The sequence below is a fragment of the Marinomonas sp. SBI8L genome, from assembly GCF_001624705.1.
Taxonomy (GTDB): domain Bacteria; phylum Pseudomonadota; class Gammaproteobacteria; order Pseudomonadales; family Marinomonadaceae; genus Marinomonas.
Genome location: NZ_JSEO01000002.1, coordinates 413,897 through 438,363, shown reverse-complemented (window position 1 = coordinate 438,363; position 24,467 = coordinate 413,897). Strand labels below are relative to the sequence as shown.

22 protein-coding genes and 1 riboswitch are annotated in these 24,467 nt (G+C 37.5%); of the genes, 14 read left to right on the top strand and 8 right to left on the bottom strand.

The window, feature by feature from the left end:
* Positions 1-101: 101 nt before the first annotated feature.
* Positions 102-1,295, bottom strand: a complete 1,194-nt coding sequence (locus OA91_RS03920) for an ABC transporter substrate-binding protein (RefSeq protein ID WP_063337236.1) — start codon at positions 1,293-1,295, stop codon at positions 102-104.
* 145 nt (positions 1,296-1,440) lie between these two features.
* Here OA91_RS03920 and OA91_RS03915 point away from each other — a divergent pair, with 145 nt between their 5' ends.
* The 6 genes from OA91_RS03915 (at position 1,441) to OA91_RS03890 (ending at position 8,097) form a co-directional block, all read left to right on the top strand.
* Positions 1,441-2,586: a succinylglutamate desuccinylase/aspartoacylase family protein gene (locus tag OA91_RS03915; RefSeq protein WP_063337235.1), complete on the top strand. Its 1,146-nt coding sequence runs from the start codon at positions 1,441-1,443 to the stop codon at positions 2,584-2,586.
* An 86-nt stretch (positions 2,587-2,672) separates the two neighbouring features.
* Positions 2,673-4,982: an ATP-dependent helicase gene (locus OA91_RS03910; protein WP_063337234.1), complete on the top strand. Its 2,310-nt coding sequence runs from the start codon at positions 2,673-2,675 to the stop codon at positions 4,980-4,982.
* Between the two features lie 200 nt (positions 4,983-5,182).
* Entirely contained in the window at positions 5,183-6,175 is a 993-nt protein-coding gene (locus OA91_RS03905) for a D-cysteine desulfhydrase (RefSeq protein WP_063337233.1), read from the top strand.
* A gap of 121 nt (positions 6,176-6,296) precedes the next feature.
* Complete coding sequence (locus OA91_RS03900) at positions 6,297-6,785, top strand: substrate-binding periplasmic protein (RefSeq protein WP_063337232.1); 489 nt, start codon at positions 6,297-6,299, stop codon at positions 6,783-6,785.
* A 256-nt stretch (positions 6,786-7,041) separates the two neighbouring features.
* Positions 7,042-7,476 (top strand): GNAT family N-acetyltransferase, encoded by a 435-nt coding sequence (locus OA91_RS03895; RefSeq protein ID WP_063337231.1) that lies wholly within the window; start codon positions 7,042-7,044, stop codon positions 7,474-7,476.
* A gap of 129 nt (positions 7,477-7,605) precedes the next feature.
* The gene (locus OA91_RS03890) at positions 7,606-8,097 is read left to right on the top strand and encodes a DUF1842 domain-containing protein (protein WP_063337230.1); all 492 of its coding nucleotides are present in this window, start codon (positions 7,606-7,608) and stop codon (positions 8,095-8,097) included.
* 53 nt (positions 8,098-8,150) lie between these two features.
* Here the strand turns inward: OA91_RS03890 and OA91_RS03885 are convergent, their stop codons facing one another.
* Entirely contained in the window at positions 8,151-10,007 is a 1,857-nt protein-coding gene (locus OA91_RS03885; RefSeq protein WP_231870304.1) for a M3 family metallopeptidase, read from the bottom strand.
* A 266-nt stretch (positions 10,008-10,273) separates the two neighbouring features.
* Entirely contained in the window at positions 10,274-10,693 is a 420-nt protein-coding gene (locus OA91_RS03880) for a MarR family winged helix-turn-helix transcriptional regulator (RefSeq protein WP_046017925.1), read from the bottom strand.
* 263 nt (positions 10,694-10,956) lie between these two features.
* Here OA91_RS03880 and OA91_RS24690 point away from each other — a divergent pair, with 263 nt between their 5' ends.
* The 3 genes from OA91_RS24690 (at position 10,957) to OA91_RS03870 (ending at position 12,365) form a co-directional block, all read left to right on the top strand.
* Complete coding sequence (locus OA91_RS24690; protein ID WP_269447897.1) at positions 10,957-11,088, top strand: hypothetical protein; 132 nt, start codon at positions 10,957-10,959, stop codon at positions 11,086-11,088.
* Between the two features lie 108 nt (positions 11,089-11,196).
* The gene (locus OA91_RS03875) at positions 11,197-11,496 is read left to right on the top strand and encodes a hypothetical protein (protein WP_046017924.1); all 300 of its coding nucleotides are present in this window, start codon (positions 11,197-11,199) and stop codon (positions 11,494-11,496) included.
* A gap of 170 nt (positions 11,497-11,666) precedes the next feature.
* Positions 11,667-12,365 (top strand): aspartate/glutamate racemase family protein, encoded by a 699-nt coding sequence (locus OA91_RS03870; RefSeq protein WP_063337228.1) that lies wholly within the window; start codon positions 11,667-11,669, stop codon positions 12,363-12,365.
* Between the two features lie 179 nt (positions 12,366-12,544).
* Here OA91_RS03870 and tal read toward each other — a convergent pair whose 3' ends face one another.
* Positions 12,545-13,495 (bottom strand): transaldolase, encoded by a 951-nt coding sequence (gene tal / locus OA91_RS03865; RefSeq protein ID WP_063337227.1) that lies wholly within the window; start codon positions 13,493-13,495, stop codon positions 12,545-12,547.
* The gene (gene dusA, locus OA91_RS03860) at positions 13,485-14,531 is read right to left on the bottom strand and encodes a tRNA dihydrouridine(20/20a) synthase DusA (RefSeq protein WP_063337226.1); all 1,047 of its coding nucleotides are present in this window, start codon (positions 14,529-14,531) and stop codon (positions 13,485-13,487) included. Before dusA ends, tal begins: the two co-directional genes overlap by 11 nt.
* 591 nt (positions 14,532-15,122) lie before the next feature.
* On the opposite strand from dusA, the gene OA91_RS03855 reads away from it, so the two are divergent.
* From OA91_RS03855 to OA91_RS03840, 4 genes are all read left to right on the top strand, one after another.
* Positions 15,123-16,019, top strand: coding sequence for an alpha/beta hydrolase (locus OA91_RS03855; RefSeq protein WP_063337225.1), 897 nt, complete (start codon positions 15,123-15,125; stop codon positions 16,017-16,019).
* A 197-nt stretch (positions 16,020-16,216) separates the two neighbouring features.
* Positions 16,217-16,540, top strand: coding sequence for a hypothetical protein (locus tag OA91_RS03850; protein WP_063337224.1), 324 nt, complete (start codon positions 16,217-16,219; stop codon positions 16,538-16,540).
* 1,143 nt (positions 16,541-17,683) lie between these two features.
* The gene (locus tag OA91_RS03845) at positions 17,684-18,349 is read left to right on the top strand and encodes a response regulator (protein ID WP_046017919.1); all 666 of its coding nucleotides are present in this window, start codon (positions 17,684-17,686) and stop codon (positions 18,347-18,349) included.
* Positions 18,350-18,361: 12 nt separating this feature from the next.
* Complete coding sequence (locus tag OA91_RS03840; RefSeq protein ID WP_197477728.1) at positions 18,362-19,774, top strand: ATP-binding protein; 1,413 nt, start codon at positions 18,362-18,364, stop codon at positions 19,772-19,774.
* A 77-nt stretch (positions 19,775-19,851) separates the two neighbouring features.
* On the opposite strand, the gene OA91_RS03835 is transcribed toward OA91_RS03840, so the two are convergent.
* Positions 19,852-20,340 carry a 6,7-dimethyl-8-ribityllumazine synthase gene (locus tag OA91_RS03835; RefSeq protein WP_046017917.1) on the bottom strand — a complete coding sequence of 163 codons (489 nt, stop codon included), beginning with the start codon at positions 20,338-20,340 and terminating at the stop codon, positions 19,852-19,854.
* A gap of 124 nt (positions 20,341-20,464) precedes the next feature.
* Positions 20,465-20,608: riboswitch (FMN riboswitch) on the bottom strand.
* A gap of 179 nt (positions 20,609-20,787) precedes the next feature.
* Positions 20,788-21,726: a cupin-like domain-containing protein gene (locus OA91_RS03830; RefSeq protein ID WP_063337222.1), complete on the bottom strand. Its 939-nt coding sequence runs from the start codon at positions 21,724-21,726 to the stop codon at positions 20,788-20,790.
* Positions 21,727-21,865: 139 nt separating this feature from the next.
* Between OA91_RS03830 and OA91_RS03825 the strand changes: the two genes are divergently transcribed.
* A complete protein-coding gene (locus OA91_RS03825) occupies positions 21,866-23,119 on the top strand; it encodes an MFS transporter (protein WP_063337221.1) in 1,254 nt (417 codons plus the stop codon).
* A 15-nt stretch (positions 23,120-23,134) separates the two neighbouring features.
* Here OA91_RS03825 and OA91_RS03820 read toward each other — a convergent pair whose 3' ends face one another.
* Entirely contained in the window at positions 23,135-24,451 is a 1,317-nt protein-coding gene (locus tag OA91_RS03820) for a hypothetical protein (RefSeq protein WP_063337220.1), read from the bottom strand.
* Positions 24,452-24,467 lie beyond the last annotated feature (16 nt).

The following is a 24,467-nucleotide window of genomic DNA, read 5'->3' as shown; positions in this document are numbered from 1 at the left end:
ACATGTTTATGTTAAATGCCAATCTTGATGATATATAAATGAGGGGTTGATGCGCTTCAGCACCTAATTAAAAGTGCTGAAGCGATAGAAGAACCGTGATCTTATTTAGCGTAACGTTTACGCCATTCCTTTTCGAGGGCTTCAACCCAAGAAACATGAGGTTCAGGTAAACTTTCGCCTAACTCATCTAAGGTTAAAGTTGCTATACCTCTTGGTAGATTATCAAACGCAGTTTTATCCTGCTGAGACAGTCTGTTATAACTTAATACACTCAAATCACCCCAAGTAGTTGGGTCCTGTTTTTTAATTTGTGCTTTTGGTGATAATAAAAAGTTAGCAACGACCTGAGCACCCGCTGTTGATGCCGAGTTGTATGGAATGGCAACAAAATGCGTGTTACCTATGGTGCCTCTGTCAAACACGTAAGATCGGACAGTATCACTTAGGTTACCTTGATCTATTTGAACTGACGCTGCAGATACATCAAAGCTTAGTGCTAGATCTATTTCTTGGTCGTCTAATAAGCGCATCATCTGTTCTGAACTAGATGGAAACGAGGTGCCAGAGCGCCAAGTATTAGGGTGTAACCTATCTAAGAATGCCCATAAAGGTTTAGTCACTTGATCAAAATCAACTTGAGTGACAGGTTTAGAGAGAGCCGTTGGGTAATGCGTCGTTTCAATGAGAGCTTGCTTTAAAAAGGTTGTACCTAAAAACTGAGGGGGTTCTGGGTAAGAAATACGACCAGGATTACTTTCGGCATAACTTAATAGTTGTGCCATTGATTTTGGTGGCTGAGATACTGTGACTGTGTCATACATGAAGATAACTTGCGCTGCTCCCCAAGGAGACTCCATGCCATCTACATCCGTTCCAAAATCTTGAGTTAAACTTTTCTTACTTGACTCATCTATGTACTGGTAATTTGGCAGTTCTTGGCTAAATGGACCAAATAACAAATTGTTTTGTTTTAGGGTTCTGAAGTTTTCACCATTGACCCAAATGAGATCAATTGAGCCTTTGTTATTATTTCCAGCGGCTTTTTCCGCTAATACTCGTGAAACTGCGTCAGCCGTATCGGCAAGCTTCACATGTTTTAAGTTAACTTGATACTCTTCTTTAACACTTGATTTAATCCAATCAATATAAGCATTAATGTTATCTGAGCCTCCCCAAGCGTTCCAGTAAACAGTTTGACCCTTTGCTTCCTCTAAGGTGTCTTGCCAGTTTTGAGCGCCTGCGGTACTAATCAAAGATGCTAGGACACCAGAGACTAATAATGATTTTTTTAACATAAATGATCCTATTTATTATGGGTCAATGAAGTGGATTAGATATTCCTAATGTTCGATCTAAAAATTCTATTTTAGTTCAATCCTTTAGCATTATTTTATCGTATTATATTGAGCTCGTTTTATCCTGTTGAATTAAGGTTGTTTTATGTCTCATCAAATCCTTTCTCACATATTGCCATCCGCAACACCTGGCACTGCGCGAATGATTAAAGCGCATCATTTTGGTGAAGTTGGGGCAAGGCCAAAAATATACCTTCAAGCAGGATTACATGCTGACGAATGGCCTGGCTTCCTCGTGTTAAACAAATTAATTCAACTTTTAACTAAAGCAGATGAAGCTGGGTTAATTAAAGGTGAGATCACAATAGTGCCAGTTGCTAATCCAATTGGTTTAGCGCAAAACTTTCATGGTTATATTCCAGGGCGCTTTGCATTTTCTGATGGTGGCGGTAATTTCAACCGTAATTGGCCTCAACTTGGTGATAAGGTAGAAAAAAAGATCAAAGGTCAGATTACCTCAAACCAAGACGATAATGTGAAATTAATACGTCAGGTGATGGCTGAAGAACTAAAACAATTACCAGAAACAACCGAGCTAAAGGGTTTAAAGAAAACCCTGCTGGCCATGTCAATGGATGCTGATGAGGTTTTAGATTTACATTGTTCAGGTGAAGCCTCAATGCATGCATATGTGGCGCAAGAGTTTGAAGACCATTTCGCACCTCTGCTCGTAAGAATGGGCGCTAAGGTCGCTCTATCAGAGCTAGAAACAGGAGCACACTCCTTTGACGAGACAAATGTCTCCGTTTGGCGTCACTTGAAAAACCATTATGCGCATTTAGTACCTTGGGGAGCAAGGTCTCTAACGCTTGAATTAAGAGGCGAAAATGATATTAGCCAAGAGCAAGCTCTAGGTGATGCCCTAGCGATTTTTGATTATCTAAGTCAGCGTGAGGTTATTGATCAAGTTGTAGAGACAGTTGATACCAGTGAGTTGCATTACTACCCCTTGGATGCGATGGATCTGGTCAAAGCACCATGCGCAGGTATAGTTTGTTATAACAAAAATATCGGGGAAATGGTTGAAGTTGGTGAGAAAATTGGCGAAGTTGTCGACCTCATGGCGGATGATGTTAATCAGTCAAGTTTACCTTTGATAGCGAGAACGAATGGCGTATTTTTTGCGAGGCTACAGAGACGGCTTGTCATTTGTGGCGAAGCTATAGGTAAAATAGCTGGTAAAGAGCACTTGGCTTATCGAGAGATTGGCAACCTGTTCGAAGATAAGTAAAAAAGGCCTAACAAGATACGCCTTTATTTTAATTAAGCTTAATTACTAACCTCAAAGTACTTAGGCCATGTAAATAGATTGTATTCATGATGCTAAACCCGTTAACGAAAGAGCAGCAAGCTGTTGTCGAGTCTGATATCGATAGCCATTCAAAAATTATCGCTGTTGCTGGAGCTGGTAAAACAACCACCTTGATCTCAAGAATTAATCACTTAATTGAACAAGGGGTTCAGCCTGATCGTATTGCTGTATTTATGTTTAATAAAAGTGCTCAAGAAGAGTTTAGCCAAAGGTTAGCTTTAAGTGCAGAAAGAACAAGCGCCCTAAAACCAGATGTAATGACATTTCATAGTTTTGGCATGAAGTTAGCGAGAAGGATGGAGCAGAGGCAGTTAATTGAGCGCGCTCAACTCGTTACAGATGACTTTTCTTTAGTTAAGCTTTTACGAGAGGCCATGCAACAGCTAGTTCGCCTTAATGTGAGCATTGAACTGCATGATGAAAAAGATTGGCTAGAAGATGCTATTTTGTTTCTTGATCAAGTGAAGTCATCTACACAATCTGCTAAAGCGGTATTCCACGACGTTAAGCTCTCAAAAGAAAGAGCTTTTTTCCCCGCTTTATATAAGCAATTTGAAGCCTTACGGCAGCGCAAAAAAATACGCTTTTTCTCCGACCTGATTAGTGACCCTTTAGCTTTTATACAAGCAGCAAACGAAGAACAAACAGCCTTGTATCAGGGCTTGGTACCTAAATACAGTCATTTGTTAATTGACGAATTCCAGGATATTAATGACAGCCAATATGCTTTGTTAAAGAAGTTATATCAAGACTCTAGTTACTGGATGATGGTTGGTGATGTTGAGCAATGCATTTATGAATGGCGTGGTGCAAAGCCAGATATTATGCAGAATCAAATTGATGAAGACTTCAAGCCAATAACACGATTTGATTTAAGTACAAGTTTTCGATTTGGGCACCAAATTGGATTAATGGCAACGAATTTACTGGCATATAACATTAGAAAAGAGGCAAGCCAACCTGCCAGTTCTTTGCAACCATGCGTTATTGGTAAAGGGCAAGAAACTGAGTTTGCATTTGCTCAGTATGATAAAACGGGTAAAGCGCTTCTTTCTGAGCTAAAGCTTTGGGGAAATAGGGTTGGTACTCTATCTAATGCAGCCGTGTTAGTGCGTTTATACAGTGATATGGTCCCCATTCAATTGGCATTGATGCATAGAAAGGTTCCTTATCAATTACATGGTGATTCACCCTTATTTGAAAATCGACAAATCCGTATGTTAATGGCCTATATTGCCGTCATGGCTGGTGGTTTTGATGATGCGAGCCTTTTTTATGATAGGGATGACATTAGTTATTTAATGACAGTACCAAGCTTAGGTATTCCACCTAATCAAAGAAAAACAATTAACCAAAGGGCGATCGCATCACCTCACCTTATCCCGCAAATGCTCGAAAGCATGGCTGATGAAGCGGGTGGGTGGCGTGCTAAAAAACTACTTGAGCGTGCAGACTGGTTAAGAAGTCTAACGCTTTATAAAAAACAGCCGGATAAAGGCATTATCAATACTTTAGAGAAACTGGGGATTTATCGATATTTTGAAAATACCAGTAGTAAAGATATCCAATATAATGAAAAAGTTGCGACCTGCGAATCTTTCATTGCCTACATAGCGGGTGTTCAGCTTGATGCACCATCCTTACTTAATGAACTTAAGCAGCTTGCCATTCAAGATAAACAAAAAGAACAAGATAAAAATTTAGATGGTTTGCACTTAATGAGCTTGCATAAGGCCAAAGGATTAGAGTTTGATCTGGTGATCATGGCAGGGCTTAAGGAAGGACAGTTTCCTTATTATGAAGCGAATAAAATGGATACAAGATTAATAGAAGCTGAAAGACGTCTTTTTTATGTTGGAATTACCCGTGCGAAACAAAGGCTTGTATTACTTAATAAACCCGATAAGAAAGAGTTAAAGCGATTAACACTTGCTGAAAAAGCAGTAAACACGAAAAAAGCATCAGATCTATCTCGATTTATTTTTGAGTCCCAACCAATTTTGTCTCAAAAAGTTTTAACAAGACATATCGAAGGTCACACAGACACTTTAGAAGTAAAGGATGCAGCCCAAGTTAAAACTTATTTTTCACTTGCTGGACTGTCTTTAGTTCAAGAATTAAATCAAGTGGAGAGTCAATTTAGTGGAAGGCTCAAACCGGGTGAAAAAGTACGTCACGATCAATTTGGCCAAGGTGTGGTCATAAGGCAAGAGAGTGATGGGCACGAAATGATCTTTGTAGAATTTGAAGGTGTTGGATATAAGCGTTTTAATCCAAAACATACCAAGCTTGTAAAAGTTTCAAGTAATCGATAGTCATTTAAGGGTATCCTTAAATTATTATATTCTAAAATGTGATAAGTTTATTTCTTTTTGAAATAATAACTTAATCTTGATGTGGTTATTCTGTATAAAAACTAACCTCTATTTATCATTTGGTTTCTACTAAAATCTTCATCTGAACATGCTATTTGTTTTTATTAACTCTGTTTTATACCTGAATTAAGGAGTGATTAATGAGTTTATTTGATCAGTTACCTCGTGTATCTCTATGCCATCAACCAACCCCAATAGAGTATATGCCAAGGCTTTCTAAGCACCTTGGGATCAACCTATATATTAAACGTGATGATTGTACTGGTCTTGCTGGTGGTGGTAATAAAACACGGAAATTGGAGTTTCTGTTAGGAGAAGCAAAATCCCAAGGAGCTGATACATTAATCACCTTAGGTGGCATACAATCAAACCATGCACGCCAGACGGCTGCAGCAGCAGCAAAATACGGTTTTAATTGTGAACTTGTACTAGAAGATGTTGAAGGAACTGTAAAACAAGATTACTACGCCAATGGTAATATTTTGTTAGACAAATTATTTGGAGCAAATATCCATAGAGTTAATGAGGGCGTTGATTGCTTAGATTATGCTTACCAACTTAAAGCAGAATTAGCCAAGAAGGGGCATAAGGCATTTGTTATTCCCCTTGGAGGTTCAAGTGCGATTGGAAGTATGGGCTATGTTCAATGCGCTAATGAGATTTTAGACGAGTCACAATCTAACAAGATTAGCTTTGATAAACTTTTTTTAGCGACAGGCAGTGCTGGTACACAAGCTGGGTTATTAGCAGGTTTTAAAGCGGCAGACTATAAGCTTCCTGTTTATGGTATGTGTGTGAGCCAAGACAGCCAGACAAAAAGTGAGTTAGTCACTGCATTGTTAGCCGAATCACTTAAATTAGTCGGTTTAGAAGGTACTGGAACGCAAGGAGATGTGATAACAGATGGCGCTTATGTTGGAGAAGGGTATGGTATTCACACTCCAGCTGTTGTTGAAGCAATCAATCTATGTGCCCAGCTAGAAGGTATATTGCTAGATCCGGTTTATACGGGTAAAGGCATGGCTGGACTAATCGATTATTGTCGCTCTGGAAAAATAACATCAGGTGAAAATATTCTTTTTATTCATACCGGTGGAAGCCAAGGTTTATTTGCCTACAGAGAGATCTTTTAGCGCTGTGTTAACTGAATTTATAACTTTTTAATAATTGATAATACCACTGATTCCTCCCTTCGTATTAACCTATACTAAGCAAAAATAAACAGGTAAAAGCTATGTATAGGTTAATACCTGCTTGCGTTTTTTTATCGCAAGTCAATCCATCCAAGCCCTCCCAAACAATGTAAAACTTTCTACTAAAATTTGGCCTCCATATCATTACTTTGATGCTCAAGGTGAGTTAACTGGGATAAGTGTTAAGCATTTGAATTGTAGCTTTGCTTCTACGGGCATTAATCTAACAATCGAGGTCGTGCCTTGGGGTAGAGCGCAACAACATACTCAAATGGGCATAAGTGATGTTTTTTTTTCTGCTTCATGGAATGCTTCTAGGGATGAGTATGCAACACGATCTGTTGATATCGCTCCCCAAAATTGGGTCTGGTACACCTTAAAAGATTCAGGCACGGATACAAGTTCGAGTGACTTTAAAAAAACAGCAAAAGTTGCAGGAACTAGAGGTTCAAATATTGTTCATTGGCTTAAAAAAAATAATTACAATGTGTCTGCAGAGACAATGGCTCTTGATAATATGGTTAGTATGATTTTAACCATCCATTCTTAGCTAAATACCCAACATTTTTAGAGACGTTTAATCAGGCCGTGGAACAATGTCATTATCAAAAAAATAGCGATTAAATGTATGATTATCTTAAAGTTACAAATGCTGTTTATTGTAACTAAATCACAAAAAATTGTTAGATAATTCATTCAATGTAGAAAATTGTACCCAAATTAAATTCAAGTTCGTTTGCTCATGTATATCTGTTATAAAAGGCAAAAATTGGTATATATAAATACAGGTATAAAATCTAGAGTTTATGATCATACAAGCTATCACCTGGCAGGAATGCTTACCTATAAGGCAACAAGTTTTATGGCCGAATCTGCCTGAAATCTTTTGTCAAACAGAAGAAGATAAAGACGCAAAACACTACGGCGTTTATATTGATAATCAATTAGTCAGTGTTGCTTCTCTTTATTCGAAAACAATTAATGATATTTGCCGAGTGAGATTAAGAAGGTTTGCAACGATTCAATCTCATCAAGGTAAAGGTGTCGGCAAAAAACTCCTATCTCATATTATTCAAGACTTAACATCGTTAGGCGTAGATTATTTTTGGTGTGATGCACGAAAAGATAACCAGCAGTACTATAAAGAACTTGGCTTTAACATTATTGGTCAGGCATTTTATAAAATGGATATTGAATATTATAAGTTTGAACTTAAACTGAATCATATTCACCGTGAATAACAGATGTAATTCAATGTAATTAGCTTTTTCACAAAAGCTTACTATGCTCAAAATAGATTACAGCCTTAACAAGGATGCGTAGTCATGTTTGTAATCAATTAAGTCAGATTGACATATAAGGATGAACACATGAGTATACAAGCTGAAAATCAACAGGGAATGTTTCACGTATCATATTGCATTACACAAAAAATCTCAGAGCAAACTCATTTAGGTAGTGCCACACTCCGATTAAACTTAGTAATAAATGGCCCAGATAAAACAGTAAATGGCGTTGGTAATGTATACCAAGCAACAAACCCTCCCGTAAATGTTATTTCACACCTTAATGGCGAATGGTCATATTTATCTAACAATAGTGACAATCATGTTCTGATTGTACTGGATGGATTCGACCTTTCGACTATTCAATTTGGTGGCCAGCCCATGGAAAGTAAAAACCTTACTTTAAAAATTGCAATCTCAGAAGACTGGCAAACTGGTTCTGCAAGTTTTAACTATCTCTATGAAGGGGAATGGTACGAAGTTGAATATGCGCTAGTAGAACTACAGGATAGGGAAGAGACCCTTAATTTAGATGCTGTATCTAGCTATACAGGCTTTCATCAACCAAACATCTAATCTCTATGCACGACCTAGATTATAGGTCGTGCATAAGTTATTGATATAAATAGTTAAGATGCAAAGTAACGACAATTAATATATTGCTCAAATTGATCACACATTTCATTATCGTTGACCTGATTTGAGCAGATGACATGATCGCCATCAACTAATTTAATGTCTGCATTTAAACTCGCCGCTTCTACTTGATCCCGCGTTTTTAATGCTTCTATTTTGCGCTTTTCAATCTGCCAAGCTTGTTCACTTGTTAGGTTGCATTGTTCAGCCAAAAACTTTGCTGTGAACCCTTCACCCGTAAGGCTTTCTAGGGTGGCATTATGGTTAATGCTGTTTCCTGGCTTCCAGTAATGTTCCGCTAAAAGAGGACCTATTTTTGGGTTATCAGTTAAATAGCCAAAGGCGCTTATGAAGAAAGCGCGTGTTTGGTACACAGCCATATGCGCTAATAAATAACCTTGATAAGAACAGGCTGCCTCTTGAGATAAAAGATGAGGTATTGCGAGTAGTGGCCTTGGGCTCGTTTCTAACCCTAAAATAGATTTCTCTGTTTTTCTCGCTAACTTTGTTAAGTATTCAGGTGTTAAATCTGATTCATCAGCGCTATAGACGGCATGTTCAAAATAAGGGACAACTAAAATACTTCTTTCTTCATAAGATTGAAAAGGTTGATTTGATTCTATTAAAGATTTAATCAACTCATCGGGTATTGTTTGCCCATCGTTATTGCTAGCGTAAAGCTTTAGCCAATCTGCATCATTTAATAAACTATCGCAGAACATGGATTGTGTTTCAGCATAAGCCATAGACGTTGGTGCAAACTCTTGTGAGAAGCAAGGCGCATTTTGTTTTACGTTAGCAAAATGAGCCGCATGTCCCCCTTCGTGAAACAGTGTGTTAATACCGTTATAACCACTCCCTACTTGGTCTGGCTTGGCGTTACTTGTAAAGTTAACTTTTGCTGCTTGCCAATCGCCATTATTCATAAAAGAAGGAATAGGACCATGGCAAAAACCGTTCTGAAACTTACCTTCTCTATCTAGTAGATCAAGAGTTAACTCGGCACCTGAATAGTCAATATTTAATCGGCCAAATGACTTGACCCAACGTTGTAGTGACTTAGCAAATGGTACATAAGCATCTAACTCACGATTAGCATCTCCTGAGTACATGAAACGAAAGTTATGTCCTAGCTTAGCTTTAATGCCTTTTGCATGAACTAAAGTCTCTATGCTTTTGAGGTTTCCATCACGTGTTTCTTTTTCAAAATCATCTAAGATTCTAAAAAGTTCATCGCAGCTCATTTGCTCAGTTTTATTAATTTTATAATCAAAAAAGTTTTTATAGCCCTGATCACGAGCAAATTCATTTCTTTGTTTTACGAGCTCAATATAGCCATTTTCAAGCACCCATTGTTCAAGGTTTAGTAAGGCTTGGTGTGATGTTTGTCTGACACCCTCTGAATCGCTATTATTGATGTTTGCAGATAGAACCGTCAATGATGCTGGCGTTGTAATGCCATTATCATTTTGAAAGTGCATTATGTATTTCTGTCTTTTAGCAAATAATTCAGCCTCGCTTTTAATCAGTGCTGACATCTTTTCTCTACCAGATTCACTTTCTATCGCATTAGCCTCAAAAAATGATAACCAACCTTTTAAACCATGCAATGTATCAGGGTCATTTTTGTCTACCTGAGCCATAAATTCACGAGTTTGTGTAATACGAATAGGCGCAGAAATAAAAGCATTCAGATCGGACTCTGCTTGAGCAAATACGTCATGCTGATCGCTTGTCCCCATGTATGTTTGCCAAAATAAATTTTCTTTTTCTTTATGTAGACTAAGATATTCATCATTAAGTTGATTGAAGTAATCTTTGGCATCATGGCTATTCATAGTAAGAGTCAAAATTTCATCCTTGTTAGTTTTACGTGTATTAAATAAATCTAGGCGATTTGCTTTTAATCTGTGTAATTAAGTAGAAATGTGTTTGTGGCTAACAAGCCTAATCACTTTGTAAAAATCTAAGTAATTGATTAATTTACTTAAAATACACTTTTATTAACTTTATGTGTAATCTAATCAGTTTAAATTTATCATAACGCGTTGTGAAGTGAGTGGGGTCTTACGTTTGCGGGGTGGTTTTATGAGCCTTTAAGGCTCATAAAGTGAGCTTAAACAGAGAGCTTTCCAAGTATCATGGCCAAGCTTGATGCTTCTTCTTTATCTAATCCGACTAACATTTTATTTAGCACTTGGCTGCGAGTAACGTCTAGTTTTTCTGCAATAATTTTAGCTTCATCGGTCAGATACATTTTTGACACTCTAGCATCTGTTTCACTTGATTTACGAATTAAGAGATTTTTAGATTCTAATTCTTTAATTTTTCTTGTGATTTGAGATTTATCTCGGCAAACTGACTCCACTAATTCCCCAATTGTAAGCCCAGGAGATCGAAAAGTGACCATGATAAGCATAGTGTCTTGATGCGTTATTGGCAGATCTAGTTCTTTAACTGCGTTATCCATCGCTTTAAAAAACTTCTTTATAAAAGTTTCCATTAATAAAGATATATTAAGGTTCAGATTGGACATTTATCTCTCTTAAAACACTTGCATTTCAGGTTAAAAACATACTCATTATAAAGGTTAATGGGTTAAATCCTAATAATTTTTCCAAAATACCAAGGAATGAATGCGTAAATTATGTGTCAAACTTTAACTAAGACAAAGAAGTACAGGGTTAGTTGCGACCAGAATGACATTGATATTCCAAAATTTTAAGATTTCATCAGCAATAGTTACTGGACCAAAGCAATTACATTTGGCGTATTTAAGAAGGCGTTTAGTCAATCTTTATGTTTTTGGTGAACAGAGGGCAGGGTTTAGAAAGCATAGAGCGCGATGAGCTACAGGGGTTAAAGCAAATTATGCTTGCTATATCAGACGCTCATGGCTTGTATCAGCAATTTGGTGTTGAAAATATTTAACATTGATATTTTTATACAGGTATGAAATTCTGCTGTATAAACAAATTAAGAAACTTTTAAGACGGTACTTTTTATTGAACTAAACATTTTTAGAAACGAGGACGATCTATGAAATTAGCATTTGGTGATTATAAAAATGACATTGGCTTACCATTAGAGTGCCCAAATTGCGGTTCTAGTTATATGCACCAGAAAAAAGTAGAAGTATTTCAACGTAATGAAGATGATAGAAATGGATTGCATGTCGTAGTTGATGAAAAAGTAATGACAGACACCAATATTGCTGACAACCCAAGCCCAAGACGCCAAGGGTTAACTTTACATTTAAGCTGTGAAGGTTGTCCAAATATCTCCCAATTATCAATTTACCAGCACCATGGTTCAACATATATGAAGTTTAATAGTTAGTTGAAACACTCCTACTAAAAATCTAAGCCAAGTATCTTCATGGCTTCTCTCTAAACAAACGGCTTCATTTCTCAAATACATCTGTATTCTCATACAATAAAAAACTGTCACTAATAAAGACTTTATCTTTTCGTTTTAAATACCCAATCAGTTTAAAAATTGGAGGTGTCATGAAAACAATTGGATTAATTGGTGGAATGAGCTGGGAGTCGACTGCGACCTACTATAAACAAATTAATGAAAAGGTTAAGGAAGCGTTAGGTGGCTTGAACAGTGCCAAAATATGTATGGTTAGCTTAAATTTTGCAGAGATTGAAGCTTGTCAACAAAGAGGTGATTGGCAAACCGCTAGTGACACTTTGATTGATGCAGCAAGATCATTAGAAGTCGCTGGAGCAGATTTTGTTCTCATATGTACCAATACGATGCATAAAGTAGCGAGTCAGGTAGAAGAGGCCATTTCAATTCCTTTGTTGCATATAGCACGTGCAACCGGGGATGAGCTAAAGCAAGACAAGATATCCAAGCTAGCTTTATTAGGGACCCGATTCACAATGGAAGAAACTTTTTATAAAAAAGTTCTTCAATCGGAATACGGACTAGATGTCATTGTACCAACTGGAGATGATGCTAAAACTGTTCATGATGTTATCTATAATGAGCTGTGTTTGGGTATTTGCGCTGAAAAATCTAAAGAAGAATATCTTGCAATTATTGATAAGCTAAAAAGTGAAGGCGCTGAAGCCGTCATTTTAGGTTGCACTGAAATTGGTTTGCTAATCTCACAACAAGATCTGGATTTGCCGATTTATGACACAAGCCTGATTCATGCTCAAAAAGCAGTTGAGAAAGCAATAAAGGATGCTTAACGTTTTTTAGACAATGCCCTTCAAGCAATATGGCATAAAAGAGCAAATTGAGAAGAGGTGACTTAATCCTAGCTTCCCTAGGAAATCAGACATTAAAAAGCCGTAATAAAAATTATTACGGCTTTTTAATGTGTATTGCCTTTATCATTTATGTATCAAAGTAAAGGTGATAACTTGCATTATAGTAATGCTGCTAGTTTTTCTTCTAACTTGTTTTGATCGATAGCGAAGTTACGAATGCCTTCAGATAACTTTTCAGTTGCCATTGCATCTTGGTTCATTTCCCAGCGGAATTCAGCTTCTGTAATGGCTTCTGGCGCTTCTTCAATATCAGTTACAGGCGTCAGTTTACGCTCTAGTGTACCAGTGTCTTTTTCAAGCTCACCTAATAAAGCTGGTGCGATAGTTAAACGATCACAACCTGCAAGTTGCTCGATCTCGCCTATGTTACGGAAGCTAGCACCCATTACGACAGTGTTATAACCGTGTTGTTTGTAGTAGTTATAAATCTCAGTAACAGAAACTACACCAGGGTCTGTTTCTGCTGTGTACTCTTCTCCAGTAGATTTTTTGTACCAATCAAGAATACGGCCAACAAATGGAGAAATTAGATATACACCTGCTTCAGCACATGCTTTTGCTTGAGCAAAAGAAAATAGAAGCGTTAGGTTACAGTTAATGCCTTCTTTCTCTAACTCTTCAGCGGCTTTGATACCTTCCCAAGTTGAAGCGGCTTTAATAAGTACTCTGTCTTTTGAAACACCTGCTTCTTCATATAAAGCAATCAATTTACGCGCTTTAGCAAGAGTAGCGTCTTTATCAAAAGATAGGCGTGCATCAACTTCTGTTGAAATACGGCCTGGTACTGTTTTAAGGATTTCAGCACCCACAATGACAGCTAATTTATCTGACGCATCAATAATCTGTTGGTTCAAATCATCACTTTGTGCTTTAGCCCAAGTGATTGCTTGATCAATAAATGGAGCATACTCAGGGATTTGTGCAGCTTTCAGCATCAAGGATGGGTTAGTCGTTGCATCTTCAGGCATGTATTCTTTAATGGCTGCGATATCACCAGTGTCAGCCACAATTGTGGTAAAGGCTTTTAGTTGAGAAAGCTTATTGCTCATTTTTAATTTCCTTCGCTCTAGTTAACTGTTCAATTACCAAATCAATGGCTTGTTTTAGCACATCTATCGATGCGTCTTTTTTATGTCCTTGCTCTGAAAGATAACGTCTAAACTGCTTACCTCCAGGCTGTCCTAAGAATATCCCCATAATATGACGAGTTAAGTGGGATAGCCTTTCGCCGTTATTTAATCTTTGTTCAACAAAAGGAACAAAATTTAATAAGGCCTGAATTCGATCCGTTACTTGATCTGTTTGATCAAATAGACGTGAGTCAACATGACTTAAAATCCACGGATTATTGTAGGCTTCTCGCCCAACCATGACGCCATCAACGTGGTTTAGATGCTGTTCACACTCATTAAGTGTTTTAATACCACCATTAATGATGATTTCTAAATCAGGAAAGTCTTGTTTTAAACGATAAACATAATCGTACTTTAAAGGTGGAACTTCACGGTTTTGCTTAGGACTTAGCCCAGCTAAAATGGCATTTCTTGCATGAACAATGAAGGTGTTAGTGCCTGTTGTGGCAACATCACCGATAAAATCTCTAACTATGCTGTATTCTTGCTGATCATCTAAACCGATTCTATGCTTGAGTGTAACTGGAATTGAACAAGCATCCTGCATTGCCTTCATGGCATCTTTCACCTTTTCTGGGTGAGCCATTAGAATGGCGCCAATCAAACTATGTTGCACTTTATCACTTGGGCAACCCGCGTTTAGGTTTACCTCGTCATAACCAAAACTCTCAGCTAGCTTAGCGCACTGCGCAAGTGCTTTCGCATCAGAGCCACCAAGTTGAAGGGCAATTGGGTGCTCCACATCTTCAAATCTTAAAAAACGCTCTGGGTTATCTCCTTTTAAGAGCGCACCGGTTGTAACCATTTCTGTATATAGCAAGGTTTCCTTAGTTAAGGCTCTTGCAAAAACACGGTAATCAGAAGTTGTCCAATCCAACATTGGCGCAATGGAGAAACGGCGGTTTAGACTATTTTGTGATGCTGGTTTGGTGTTTTTGGTATTTTCTTGCATAAAATTATTTAGTAATAGATGTTGTCAGTCAGTAACGTAAGTGTACGTATTTAAAAGGTTTAGGGCTTAATGAGTATCTTTTATAGATCCCTTATCAAGCGCTAACTTTATTAGCGCTAATTATGTCATAAATGCATGTGTTTTAATGCTTATACTGACAAAAACATCATGTTATAAAATTTCATTTTATTAACTTAAACGGTTTAAGATAGTCGTTAACCGCACTCATTATGTCATAAAATTACAATGAGAATCGATATTTTTGACCATATGTAAAATTTTTACAATCTAATTCATATGAAAGCGTTGAAAAGAACGCTTATAAATTACTTTTTCGATGTCAAAGGCTTGGCTAAGTGGCTATTAAATGGTTTTTTTAATGTTGCGCTGAGGCGGGGGAGCTTATTAGTAGGTTCCCTAGATTACTTTAGAGCGCCGTCATAACTGATACTTTTTCTGATAAGACTGAGAAGTGGTGGCTTATTCGAAGACTCCTTAATGCTTCTACGCTTTTTTCTTTTTTTAACTTTTCTTTAAGGAATCTAAGTGCTTATAATTGCAATCAACTTAATGCTTGAACGGTTCAAATAGATGATTTCAAAAATTTCGCTAGGTTTAATGCTAGCCAGTGCTTTATTAACATCACTGCCAGCAAAAGCTCAAATTGCACCTATCCAAGATCAGGTTCAAAAGCCAAAAGTCTTCTTTTTGGAAGATCAGCCTTTTGGTGATGATGACAAGCAAACCTTAGATATTTATTTACCGTCTTATCCAATTAATACAAAAAATCGCCCAGCTATACTTATGGTGCATGGTGGGGCTTGGACATTTGGTGATAAGTCTGATTCGATTTTTACATCGAATAAGCTTTCACGTTGGGTTCCTAATGGGATGGTATTTGCTTCAACTAATTACCGCTCCATTAATCGTGTTAAACCAGATGATCAAGCTAGGGATGTTGCTAAGGCAATCGCTTTGGTGCAGAGAAAAATGCTTGCATGGGGAGGGGACCCAAGTAATGTTATCTTGATGGGACACTCGTCTGGTGCTTATCTAACATCTCTATTAGCTGCAAACCCACAAATGGCATTTGAACAAGGCGCTAAGCCTTGGTTAGGTACAATTGCGGTTAACCCTATTGGTTTAGATACCGTTAACCTAATGCAAAACGATTCAAATTATGCTGAACGTGATGCGTTTGGGTCCGATCAAAATTATTGGGCGAGTGTATCACCAATGCATGTTATGCAAGCTTCAGCATCACCAGTGTTACTCGTCTGCTCCATCATAGAAACACCAGATAACTGTGCCACTTCTGAGGCATTTAAACTTAAAGGTCAGGGGTTGGCTCGAAGTACAGAAATAATAAAACTCGAATTAGATGAGTTTGATATGATCGACACATTAGGCTTATCAAGCCAATATACAAATACTGTAGAGGGTTTCATTTATAAACTTTTCAAGAACAATCCAGTAAACAAGCAATAACTTCTTTCTTGCTTGATCAAAAAAACGCCAACTTGGCGTTTTTTTTGCTTATAACAAACTGAGTACCTTAATTGGTACAGATTAACGCTTTGCCTTCTGATTAAAGTAGTTTTAGTTAGCCGCAAACTGTTTCATGCGACTTTCTCATCAGACTCTGGCTATGCCGCTTATATAATTGGCTATTGGAGTGATTTTGAATGTTTGTAAAAGCAGAAAGACTGTCTCAATTATCCTTATTTAAACTACTTCTAACTGCGCTAAGCAGTAGCTTATTTGTTCTACTACTCATCATCTCAATTCTCGTTGCTGTTTTAAGTTACAGCTCAGGTATCGATTTTTTCGGGAAAGCGTACCATTACAGCTATGTTTTTATCGTCTTCATCATTATTTGGCCTTTAATCAGTTTGTTACTTACGAGTTTACTTTGGGCATTAAGCGCTTCCGGTCTTTGGCTTTTTTCCCAGATATTTAGTATTAAACTAGAGTTTGAAGATGTTATTGAAACGCATTTAGAACAATAACTTAAGATAGATATATAGAATATTTGAAGCCTATATTTTGTAAATATTTTTCAGCACCTTTACCTTGTATTAAGCTCAATGTTGCCAATAAACCTGCTTGAGTGCATGCTGGCGTGGCAACCGTTATGGCACGTGGATAGTTGAAGCAGATCAAGCTGTTTTAGGATTTGATACATGAGAATATCGCTTCCCCTTATGCTAAATAAAACGCTTACTATCGCCTGATGTTGCAAGGGCTTCGCAGGTTAAAGGCATACTTGTTTGAGCATTTAAACCAATAGGTGATTCAATTCCAGCTAACCAAGCTGATTATTAAATTACAAACTATGTCTCCACCAAAGTTAACTAGATTTGGGACTTGCTTATAGTGCTGATTAACAAGCTGTAAAAACTCTCAACAGCATACTCTTTACCTATGCCACCTAAATCTAATTCCATTTAGGGAGGCAATTTTATGCCTTATATCTTATCTAAATCGACTTTTTTCCATCCAACATTGCCTAATACTTGATCAATCTTACCTTGCTTGGTGACTTTTGAATTAGGTGTAAATTGCCTGAACTAATGTTGAACATGCCATTAGTTAGTTTCAGCAATTCCTCAAATTGCCTTCATTAAGCTTTTTAATAGAGTGCTTAACATTAGGTTTTCATCTAGTTTTTACTGTTTAAAGTGAATGTTAGGCCTGAGTCTTAATCTTGAAACACTATAGAATTGAAAAATTACCTCTAGATTAAGAGAGACATAATATTTCCTTAAGTTTAGTTGGTAACAATAGGAGGCACTTTTACAATTAAGTAATCAGATTTTATCTTTCATGATTGAAAAATATAAGCATCCTATCAGGCAAGAGTATTCGTAAACTCTTAAGTGCTAATTGGTTAATTAATAATCATTAAAAAATGAACTGTATCAGTAGATTTTTCAAAAACGAATGATGCATTTAAAATTAATAGGATTAAAAGCCTGACTCATTGGCTCAAATATAGGGTGGCGTGTCGTGCCAAAGTTTGAAAATGATGTTTTTGAATGAAGATTCACAAGAAGTAGCAAGGTTTAAAGGTGTACCAACTTTGAAGCAAGTAGTTTCATTTTTACAAAATCACAAAAAGCACAATTAGAATAAGTTAAGGTTTAAAGAGCATGAGAATATTATTAGTAGAAGACGACCATTCTTTGGGTGAAGGGATGCGTATGGCATTAAAGCCAGAAGGCTATGTGGTTGATTGGCTTACTGACGGCAACCAAGCGTTACATGCGCTTTTGAATGAAACGTTTGATCTTGTTATTTTAGATCTAGGTTTACCAAATTTAGATGGTATCTCTGTCTTGAAACAAGCAAGGTCTGCAGATAAGAATATGCCTGTGATTATACTAACGGCAAGAGATGCCATAGACGATAGAATTGCTGGTCTTGATGCAGGCGCAGACGATTATCTAGTAAAGCCATTTGATATTACTGAGTTAAAAGCCCGCATAAGAGCTCAATTACGACGTAACTCAGGTCGTACTCAAGCCCACATTTCTCATGCCGGAATTGAGCTTAATCCCAGTGCAAAATTAGTTACATATGCTGGAAGCCCAGTCTCCCTAACTCGTCGTGAATACACCTTGCTTCAAGAAATGATGAGCCAGCCTGGACATGTTTTTACCCGAGACACTTTACAGCAACTGCTTTATGGCTGGGAAGATGATGTTGAGAGTAATACTTTAGAAGTCCATGTTCATCATATCCGTAAGAAACTTTTTCCAAAAGTCATTCGCACGGTTCGTGGTATAGGGTATGTTTTAGATAAAGAATCTGCATAAATGAGAGTAAAGTTGAAGCAATATATTTATCAATCAATTCTTAGGCGTACCTTATTTTTAGTAATGACTTGCTTAGTGCTAGTAGGTAGCATTATTTCTATCACTGGAATTGTAAACGCAAATCATGAAGTGGAAGAAATATTTGATGCTAGATTGTCACAACAAGCTAGAACACTTAGAACGCTAGTTACAGGCAGCATTATTAATGATCTAAATTTGTCACAACGCAAAAACTTTTTAGATGTGATTGAGAACTCTTTAAATAACAAAACAGACAGTTCAACTGAGCCCCATGAGTATGAACATAAGGTCTATTTTGAGATTAAAGTAAATGGTAAAAACTGGATAGGCTCAAGTCATGCCTTGATTAGCGACCTTTCAAACTCAAAGCAGGGATTTTCTTATGTCGAAAGCCATGACAAATCTTGGAGAACTTACCACCTTATCAGTAAAATAGATGGTAGAGATATCAGTGTTCTTGTTGCTGAACGTGAAGATATTCGTAATGAAATGGTTGAGTATATTGTCTTACAAACTGTCATTCCCCAAGTGATATCATTACCTATTTTAGCTTTTCTGTTGATGTTAGCGATTAAACGTGGTCTTTCTCCTATCGCCGCTTTGGCTAATGAAATATCTAACCGTAACCCTAAAAAGTTAGAGCCTGTTCAAATCTCGCCATTGCCAGATGAACTAGAACCAATTCAGAACAAGTTAAATGATTTGTTATTTAATATTGATGACATGATGGCAAGGGAGCAGCGCTTTATCAGTGATGCTGCTCATGAATTAAGAACACCTCTAGCAGTGCTTAAAATTCATGCTCAAAATGCTATTCAAATAGATGATTTAGCCGATAAAGAAAAAGCCCTTAACGAACTTGAGCAAGGAGTGGATAGATCTGCACGTATTGTGGCTCAGTTGCTAACTTTAGCTAGGTTAGAGCAGGGTAAACCTGTAGTAGCAGAGACAATACACTTGGCGAGACATTCAAGGCAATGTCTGGCAGAGCTAATTCCGTTAGCTAACAAGAAATCAATTGAAATAACATTAGATGTTGAAGAGTCTGATAATTGGACCTTAACCATGTCTGAAGGTATTTTCGATATCTTAATGCAAAATTTAATATCGAATGCTATTAAGCACTCCCACCAGTGCGGTTCTATAGACGTATTATTAGCGCAAACGGATACGCATTACTCTGTTAAAGTACAAGACCACGGTGTGGGCGTTCAAGGAACAGGTGGAGCGGCTAGTATAAAACATCGTTTAATCGAGCGTTTCTATCGGGATGGTTCCCAAGCAGGCGCAGGATTAGGCCTCTCAATTGTCCATAATATTATTGAAAAATTAAATGGCGATTTGCTCTTTACAGACACATTTGGTGGCGGTTTGACGGTAGAGTTAGTATTGCCAATTAAATAGTCAAGCAATACGACAAGACACTCTAACTACAAAAAAAGCCGATCATTTGATCGGCTTTTTTAATAACAAATTTAAACTTAGAGAGCTTTAGTTTGAGCCGTAAGTTTGATTGTTTCATCAACAGCATTAGCTAGTTCAGTACCTTTTACCACAAAGTGGCGGCTAAAGTAGTCTTTATGCTCAGCATGCTCATGGAAGTTATGAGGTGTTAATACCGCTGTTAAAACAGGCACTTCAGTTTCTAACTGAACCTGCATAAGACCAGTACAAATTGCTTGAGCAACAAAATCATGGCGATAAATACCACCATCAACAACTAAACCTGAACCTGCAATAGCTGCATATTTGCCAGTTTTAGCTAAGATTTTTGCTTGTAATGGAATTTCGTAAGCGCCTGGAACAGGGAAGACATCAATATTGTCTGTATTGTATCCACGTTTGGCTAATTCTGCTTTAAAGCCTTCTAGGCAGTTTAAAACAATTTCTGAGTGCCAAGAACCGTATAAAAAAGCAATACGTTGGTCTTCAGCATTAAAAGTAGAGTTATTCGTTAAGCTCTGATTCATTGGTAAATCCTATATAAAATATTGAATCAGGGCGAACGGACAGGCAAAAATAACCATGTTGAGCGAACTCACACAGAGTTACCAAGCAATTAGTTGACTAACTGCCATGGGACTATCTTGTCTATCACGCTCTCTATCATCCGGACTATAACCGTCGGCTCTGGAATCACACCAGATCTGCTGACTCTAACCAAGGTTAGACGCTCGCGGGCTTAAACATAAAGTTCTTACCGCCGGTGGGGAATTTCACCCCGCCCCGAGAACGAAGCTGGTTTTGTACCAGCAGGCAAAATGTATTGGTTTATCAGGCAGGTGTCAAAGGAGAAAGTGAACTAATTCGCACTTTTTTAGATGATTTCACAATATAGACATAATTTGTCCGTATTTCGACAATGAATTGAGCGTAACTGTATGAAACATAATCAGTTCATTGTCTAATATGGTTAGTTAATTATTTAGATTTTTAGGCTTAAATGGGATTTGAAACAGTCGTATTGCTTGAGCAATAAAACTAAGTGAGCCAAAAGCAACAACAAAAGGTGTGTTTTTATTAGGTTTGGTAAGAGATTTTTTCCAAATTTTTCTAACAGTAGGATATGAAAGGTCGCCCATAACATGAAAAGGTGAGCGCCAACAATTGGCAACAGTGATGCCGTACTCTTTATCTAAGGTTTCAACACCGTGCCACCAAAAAGGAGGGATATAAAGCGCGTCACCAGGTTCGACCTGTGCAATGAGAGGTTGTATTTTCTCCTTGTCTTTATCTTTAAAAGCATCCTTTAACAAATAAGCATCTGTTGTGAAAATATCATGAACAATATCATCTGTAATTTTATCGGGTGGTAAAAGGCCCACTCGTTTTGTGCCTTTTACTTGGCACATTAAAGTTTCATCTACAAAATGATAGTGCCAACCAGTACCTGCTTTCTTATAAAAGAAGGCACGACTTGTTGGATAGGCAATTGGTTTTGAAGGCTGTGGTAAAAAGTTGAACCCAGCCATATCTGTAGCCAGGACATTATAAGGCGTTCTTTCTAATAAAATGGAAGGAGCACTAATTATTTCGTCAGAGTCGACAGAAAGAAGATCTAGAATCTGAGAAAAACTGACTTTTGTCTCATCAACCAACATATTCTTTTCATCGTCATAATTCATGTGGGGGTAATAGTTAGAGGTATTCTCTCCACACAAAGTCTTTAAGTATTCTTTATCTGACCATTTATTCATTGCTGGCCAATGGGATATGGCATTCTTAATTAAACAAGGCTTGTTTAATGAGACAAAATTGTCGTAAAAAGATGACTCAGTTAGTGCATCAGCATCAATGCAAACGACCTGTTTAGCGCTATCCATGCCAGGTATGTTGTTTAAGATTTGTTCATCCATGAGCTATAACCTAAATCCTAAGTGATTAATTTATTGTGATAATTGTTTAATCTTTGTTATATGGTTATAACATTAATGCAAAATTAAAAATAAATTTTTTTGTAAGTGGTCAGTATTTAGTACTTGATAGGATTTATGGATGAATCGAAAACAATTAAGCCATTATTATGGACTTCTTTTAGGGCTATTTTTCTTCGGACAGTTCTTAGCTCTGCCCATTTTAACGCCGTTATTTATCGAAATGGGCGCCAATATTGAAGAGATTGGCGTCATTATGGCGGTAATGGGTGGCACAGTTATCCTCTTAGAAATACCAACAGGGGGATTAGCTGATGAGATAGGAAGAAAGAAATTATTCATATCTTCGTTAGTTCTTAATATCTGTTCACTACTAATTTTGTGTGTTTATCCAAGTGTCATAGGTGCAATTTTAAGCATGCTATTTTGGGGCGCAGGGATCTCATTAAGTTCTGGAACAATAACTGCTTGGTTTGTTGAAACCTACCAAGCATCAGAAGGAGAGCAGAGCCTGCAAAAAGGTTTTGCCATGGTAGGTTTTAGAACGAATTTAATGGGGGCTTGCGGCGCATTACTGGGCTCTCTTTTTGTCTATATAGGCATTTGGATATCAATTGATCAATTGACTCTATTTCGAATCTTATTGTTAGCTGCAGCAAGTTGCTATTTTTTGGTGTCTATCGCTTCTTTTGTTTGGATTAAAGAAAAGAGGGTGTTTAACACTATGTCAAAGTCGAGTTTTAATGGCGTGAGTTTGCAGTTAAAAAATGGAATTATTGCCGTTTCACATCCGGTTTTATGGCGAATCTTAATGTCTGGTTTGCTCGCTATTCCACTTGCTAGTGCAATTGAAAAATTTTGGCAGGTTGAGTTTTATGATATTACTCAAGGTGAATCGCTTGCATGGATGTTTGGATTAGTTTTTGCCGTTACTCTATTTCTTGCAGGACTTGCAGCACGCGTAACAACATGGCTATGCGATATTTTAAATCAGCAAATGGGCAAGGTGCTATTTATTGGTTTGATGTGCCAGCTCCTTAGTGTCATTGCGTTAAGTCTTTCTAATCATATTATTCTGTTTCTCATTTCATTTATCGCCTTTGATTTCTCACTTGAGCTGGGTGCATCTGCTCGTAGCCACTTAGTTGGTCATGCGACACAAGATAAAGTGAGATCAACGGTTGACTCTATTATGTCTTTTGTTTCTAGGACTGGGGGAGTGCTTGGTACTCTGCTTTGCGCATTAGGTGCTAGCTACATGGGACTAACTAATACTTGGTTAGTTGGTGCTGCAATCGCGTCCTTTGCCAGTGTGATATTTTTGAATCAAACTTTAAACACACGAGAAGGAAGCGCGATTGCTGACCCAAGTTAAGCCTATGTCAGTCTTTCAACTGTCTTTGTGATGTCTAACAATCCCCACCGCGGCGTTTCTGCTCGCATTAATCACACCACTAGCGGTAAGTGACTGTCTGACACTGCCGCCAGCAAATTGATTGTTAATATTGAAGAATCCATAAACACTAGGATAAGTAGATTCTACAAAGTCCCCTCTGGCTGTCATTGCGATGTGTTTTTCTTGGGTGGCGTTGACTCTACGCTGTAATATAAATGCTGAGTCAATATCTTTGGCATTATTTAAACTTTGTTGCCAAGACTCATTCTGTGTTTCCCATTTGCAGATAACACCTTGACCACCATAACCATTAGCCGGCTTGAGCAACCAATCATTGCCTAGATCGAGTTCAGATGCGTTTTCTAACAGATAGGTTTCTGGTACGAGCGATTCAATGGCTTTAACTTCATCTGTCGAAAAGAGTGGGAAGTGATTTTTATCAGCAATGAGAGCAAGCATGGCTTTGCTCATATAGAGCTCGCTTAAAAGATCAATTGTTGGTGTGATCTCATCATTGTCTATGGCGCAAAAGTATCCATGATACTCATCTTCAGCCTTAGCAATATGACTCATGCTAAAGACTTCAAAAGTCATAACATCACCATCATGTTCATCTAACGATTTCTCAAAATCCGTATGTACTATGGTTTTAACCTGAATCTGCAATTTAGTGGCAAGAGCCATAGAGATACTATTCGCAATCAGAGGGCTGTCTTGATACATGGTTTCATCATCAATCACTAAAACAAGTGGGTTGTTTAGCTTGGTAAGTTTTTGGATCATAAAATTGGCAATTTCATCGAAAGGTGCAGCCCAAACTTCATTATCAAGCGAGCGATCTGTTTCTAGTTGGGCTTTGTTAAAGCAGTCATCATATACTTTCTGGACTTGATCGAAGGCAAAGCCACCTAGAGATCCACCAGCGTTAAGCTCTAAAACTTTTAATCCGGAATCTGATTTAATGAGATCCCAGCGACAAGGGGTTATGACATTGAGATGACGCTTAGCATAGCTATCAAAAAGGGCTTGTAACTTTATATTTTTAAAGCCTACAGCATTTGAAAAAGCGTAATAATCTCCATCATAAAGTTTTAGTACTAGTTTTTTTATGAGTTGGAAAAGCGTATTTAGCTCAAGCGTATTTTTAGAGATTTCCGTCTCAGTAAATAGGCTAGGAGTAAGGATTAAACTCCAATCAGGGCGTGTAAATCGACTTAAACTTCCTACAGATTTAATAGCATCAGCAACATCATCTGACTCTGGATTCTCATCAAAAAAAGAATACCAAAACTCTTTGTTTACACTCTTCATTTAACCTCACGAGCTT

Bases quoted from the DNA above. Each gene is read 5' to 3' on its own strand.
- OA91_RS03920 (WP_063337236.1), bottom strand. From the start codon at position 1,295: ATGTTAAAAAAATCATTATTAGTCTCTGGTGTCCTAGCATCTTTGATT.
- OA91_RS03915 (WP_063337235.1), top strand. From the start codon at position 1,441: ATGTCTCATCAAATCCTTTCTCACATATTGCCATCCGCAACACCTGGC.
- OA91_RS03910 (WP_063337234.1), top strand. From the start codon at position 2,673: ATGATGCTAAACCCGTTAACGAAAGAGCAGCAAGCTGTTGTCGAGTCT.
- OA91_RS03905 (WP_063337233.1), top strand. From the start codon at position 5,183: ATGAGTTTATTTGATCAGTTACCTCGTGTATCTCTATGCCATCAACCA.
- OA91_RS03895 (WP_063337231.1), top strand. From the start codon at position 7,042: ATGATCATACAAGCTATCACCTGGCAGGAATGCTTACCTATAAGGCAA.
- OA91_RS03890 (WP_063337230.1), top strand. From the start codon at position 7,606: ATGAGTATACAAGCTGAAAATCAACAGGGAATGTTTCACGTATCATAT.
- OA91_RS03880 (WP_046017925.1), bottom strand. From the start codon at position 10,693: ATGTCCAATCTGAACCTTAATATATCTTTATTAATGGAAACTTTTATA.
- OA91_RS24690 (WP_269447897.1), top strand. From the start codon at position 10,957: ATGTTTTTGGTGAACAGAGGGCAGGGTTTAGAAAGCATAGAGCGCGAT.
- OA91_RS03875 (WP_046017924.1), top strand. From the start codon at position 11,197: ATGAAATTAGCATTTGGTGATTATAAAAATGACATTGGCTTACCATTA.
- OA91_RS03870 (WP_063337228.1), top strand. From the start codon at position 11,667: ATGAAAACAATTGGATTAATTGGTGGAATGAGCTGGGAGTCGACTGCG.
- tal (WP_063337227.1), bottom strand. From the start codon at position 13,495: ATGAGCAATAAGCTTTCTCAACTAAAAGCCTTTACCACAATTGTGGCT.
- dusA (WP_063337226.1), bottom strand. From the start codon at position 14,531: ATGCAAGAAAATACCAAAAACACCAAACCAGCATCACAAAATAGTCTA.
- OA91_RS03855 (WP_063337225.1), top strand. From the start codon at position 15,123: ATGATTTCAAAAATTTCGCTAGGTTTAATGCTAGCCAGTGCTTTATTA.
- OA91_RS03850 (WP_063337224.1), top strand. From the start codon at position 16,217: ATGTTTGTAAAAGCAGAAAGACTGTCTCAATTATCCTTATTTAAACTA.
- OA91_RS03845 (WP_046017919.1), top strand. From the start codon at position 17,684: ATGAGAATATTATTAGTAGAAGACGACCATTCTTTGGGTGAAGGGATG.
- OA91_RS03835 (WP_046017917.1), bottom strand. From the start codon at position 20,340: ATGAATCAGAGCTTAACGAATAACTCTACTTTTAATGCTGAAGACCAA.
- OA91_RS03830 (WP_063337222.1), bottom strand. From the start codon at position 21,726: ATGGATGAACAAATCTTAAACAACATACCTGGCATGGATAGCGCTAAA.
- OA91_RS03825 (WP_063337221.1), top strand. From the start codon at position 21,866: ATGAATCGAAAACAATTAAGCCATTATTATGGACTTCTTTTAGGGCTA.
- OA91_RS03820 (WP_063337220.1), bottom strand. From the start codon at position 24,451: ATGAAGAGTGTAAACAAAGAGTTTTGGTATTCTTTTTTTGATGAGAAT.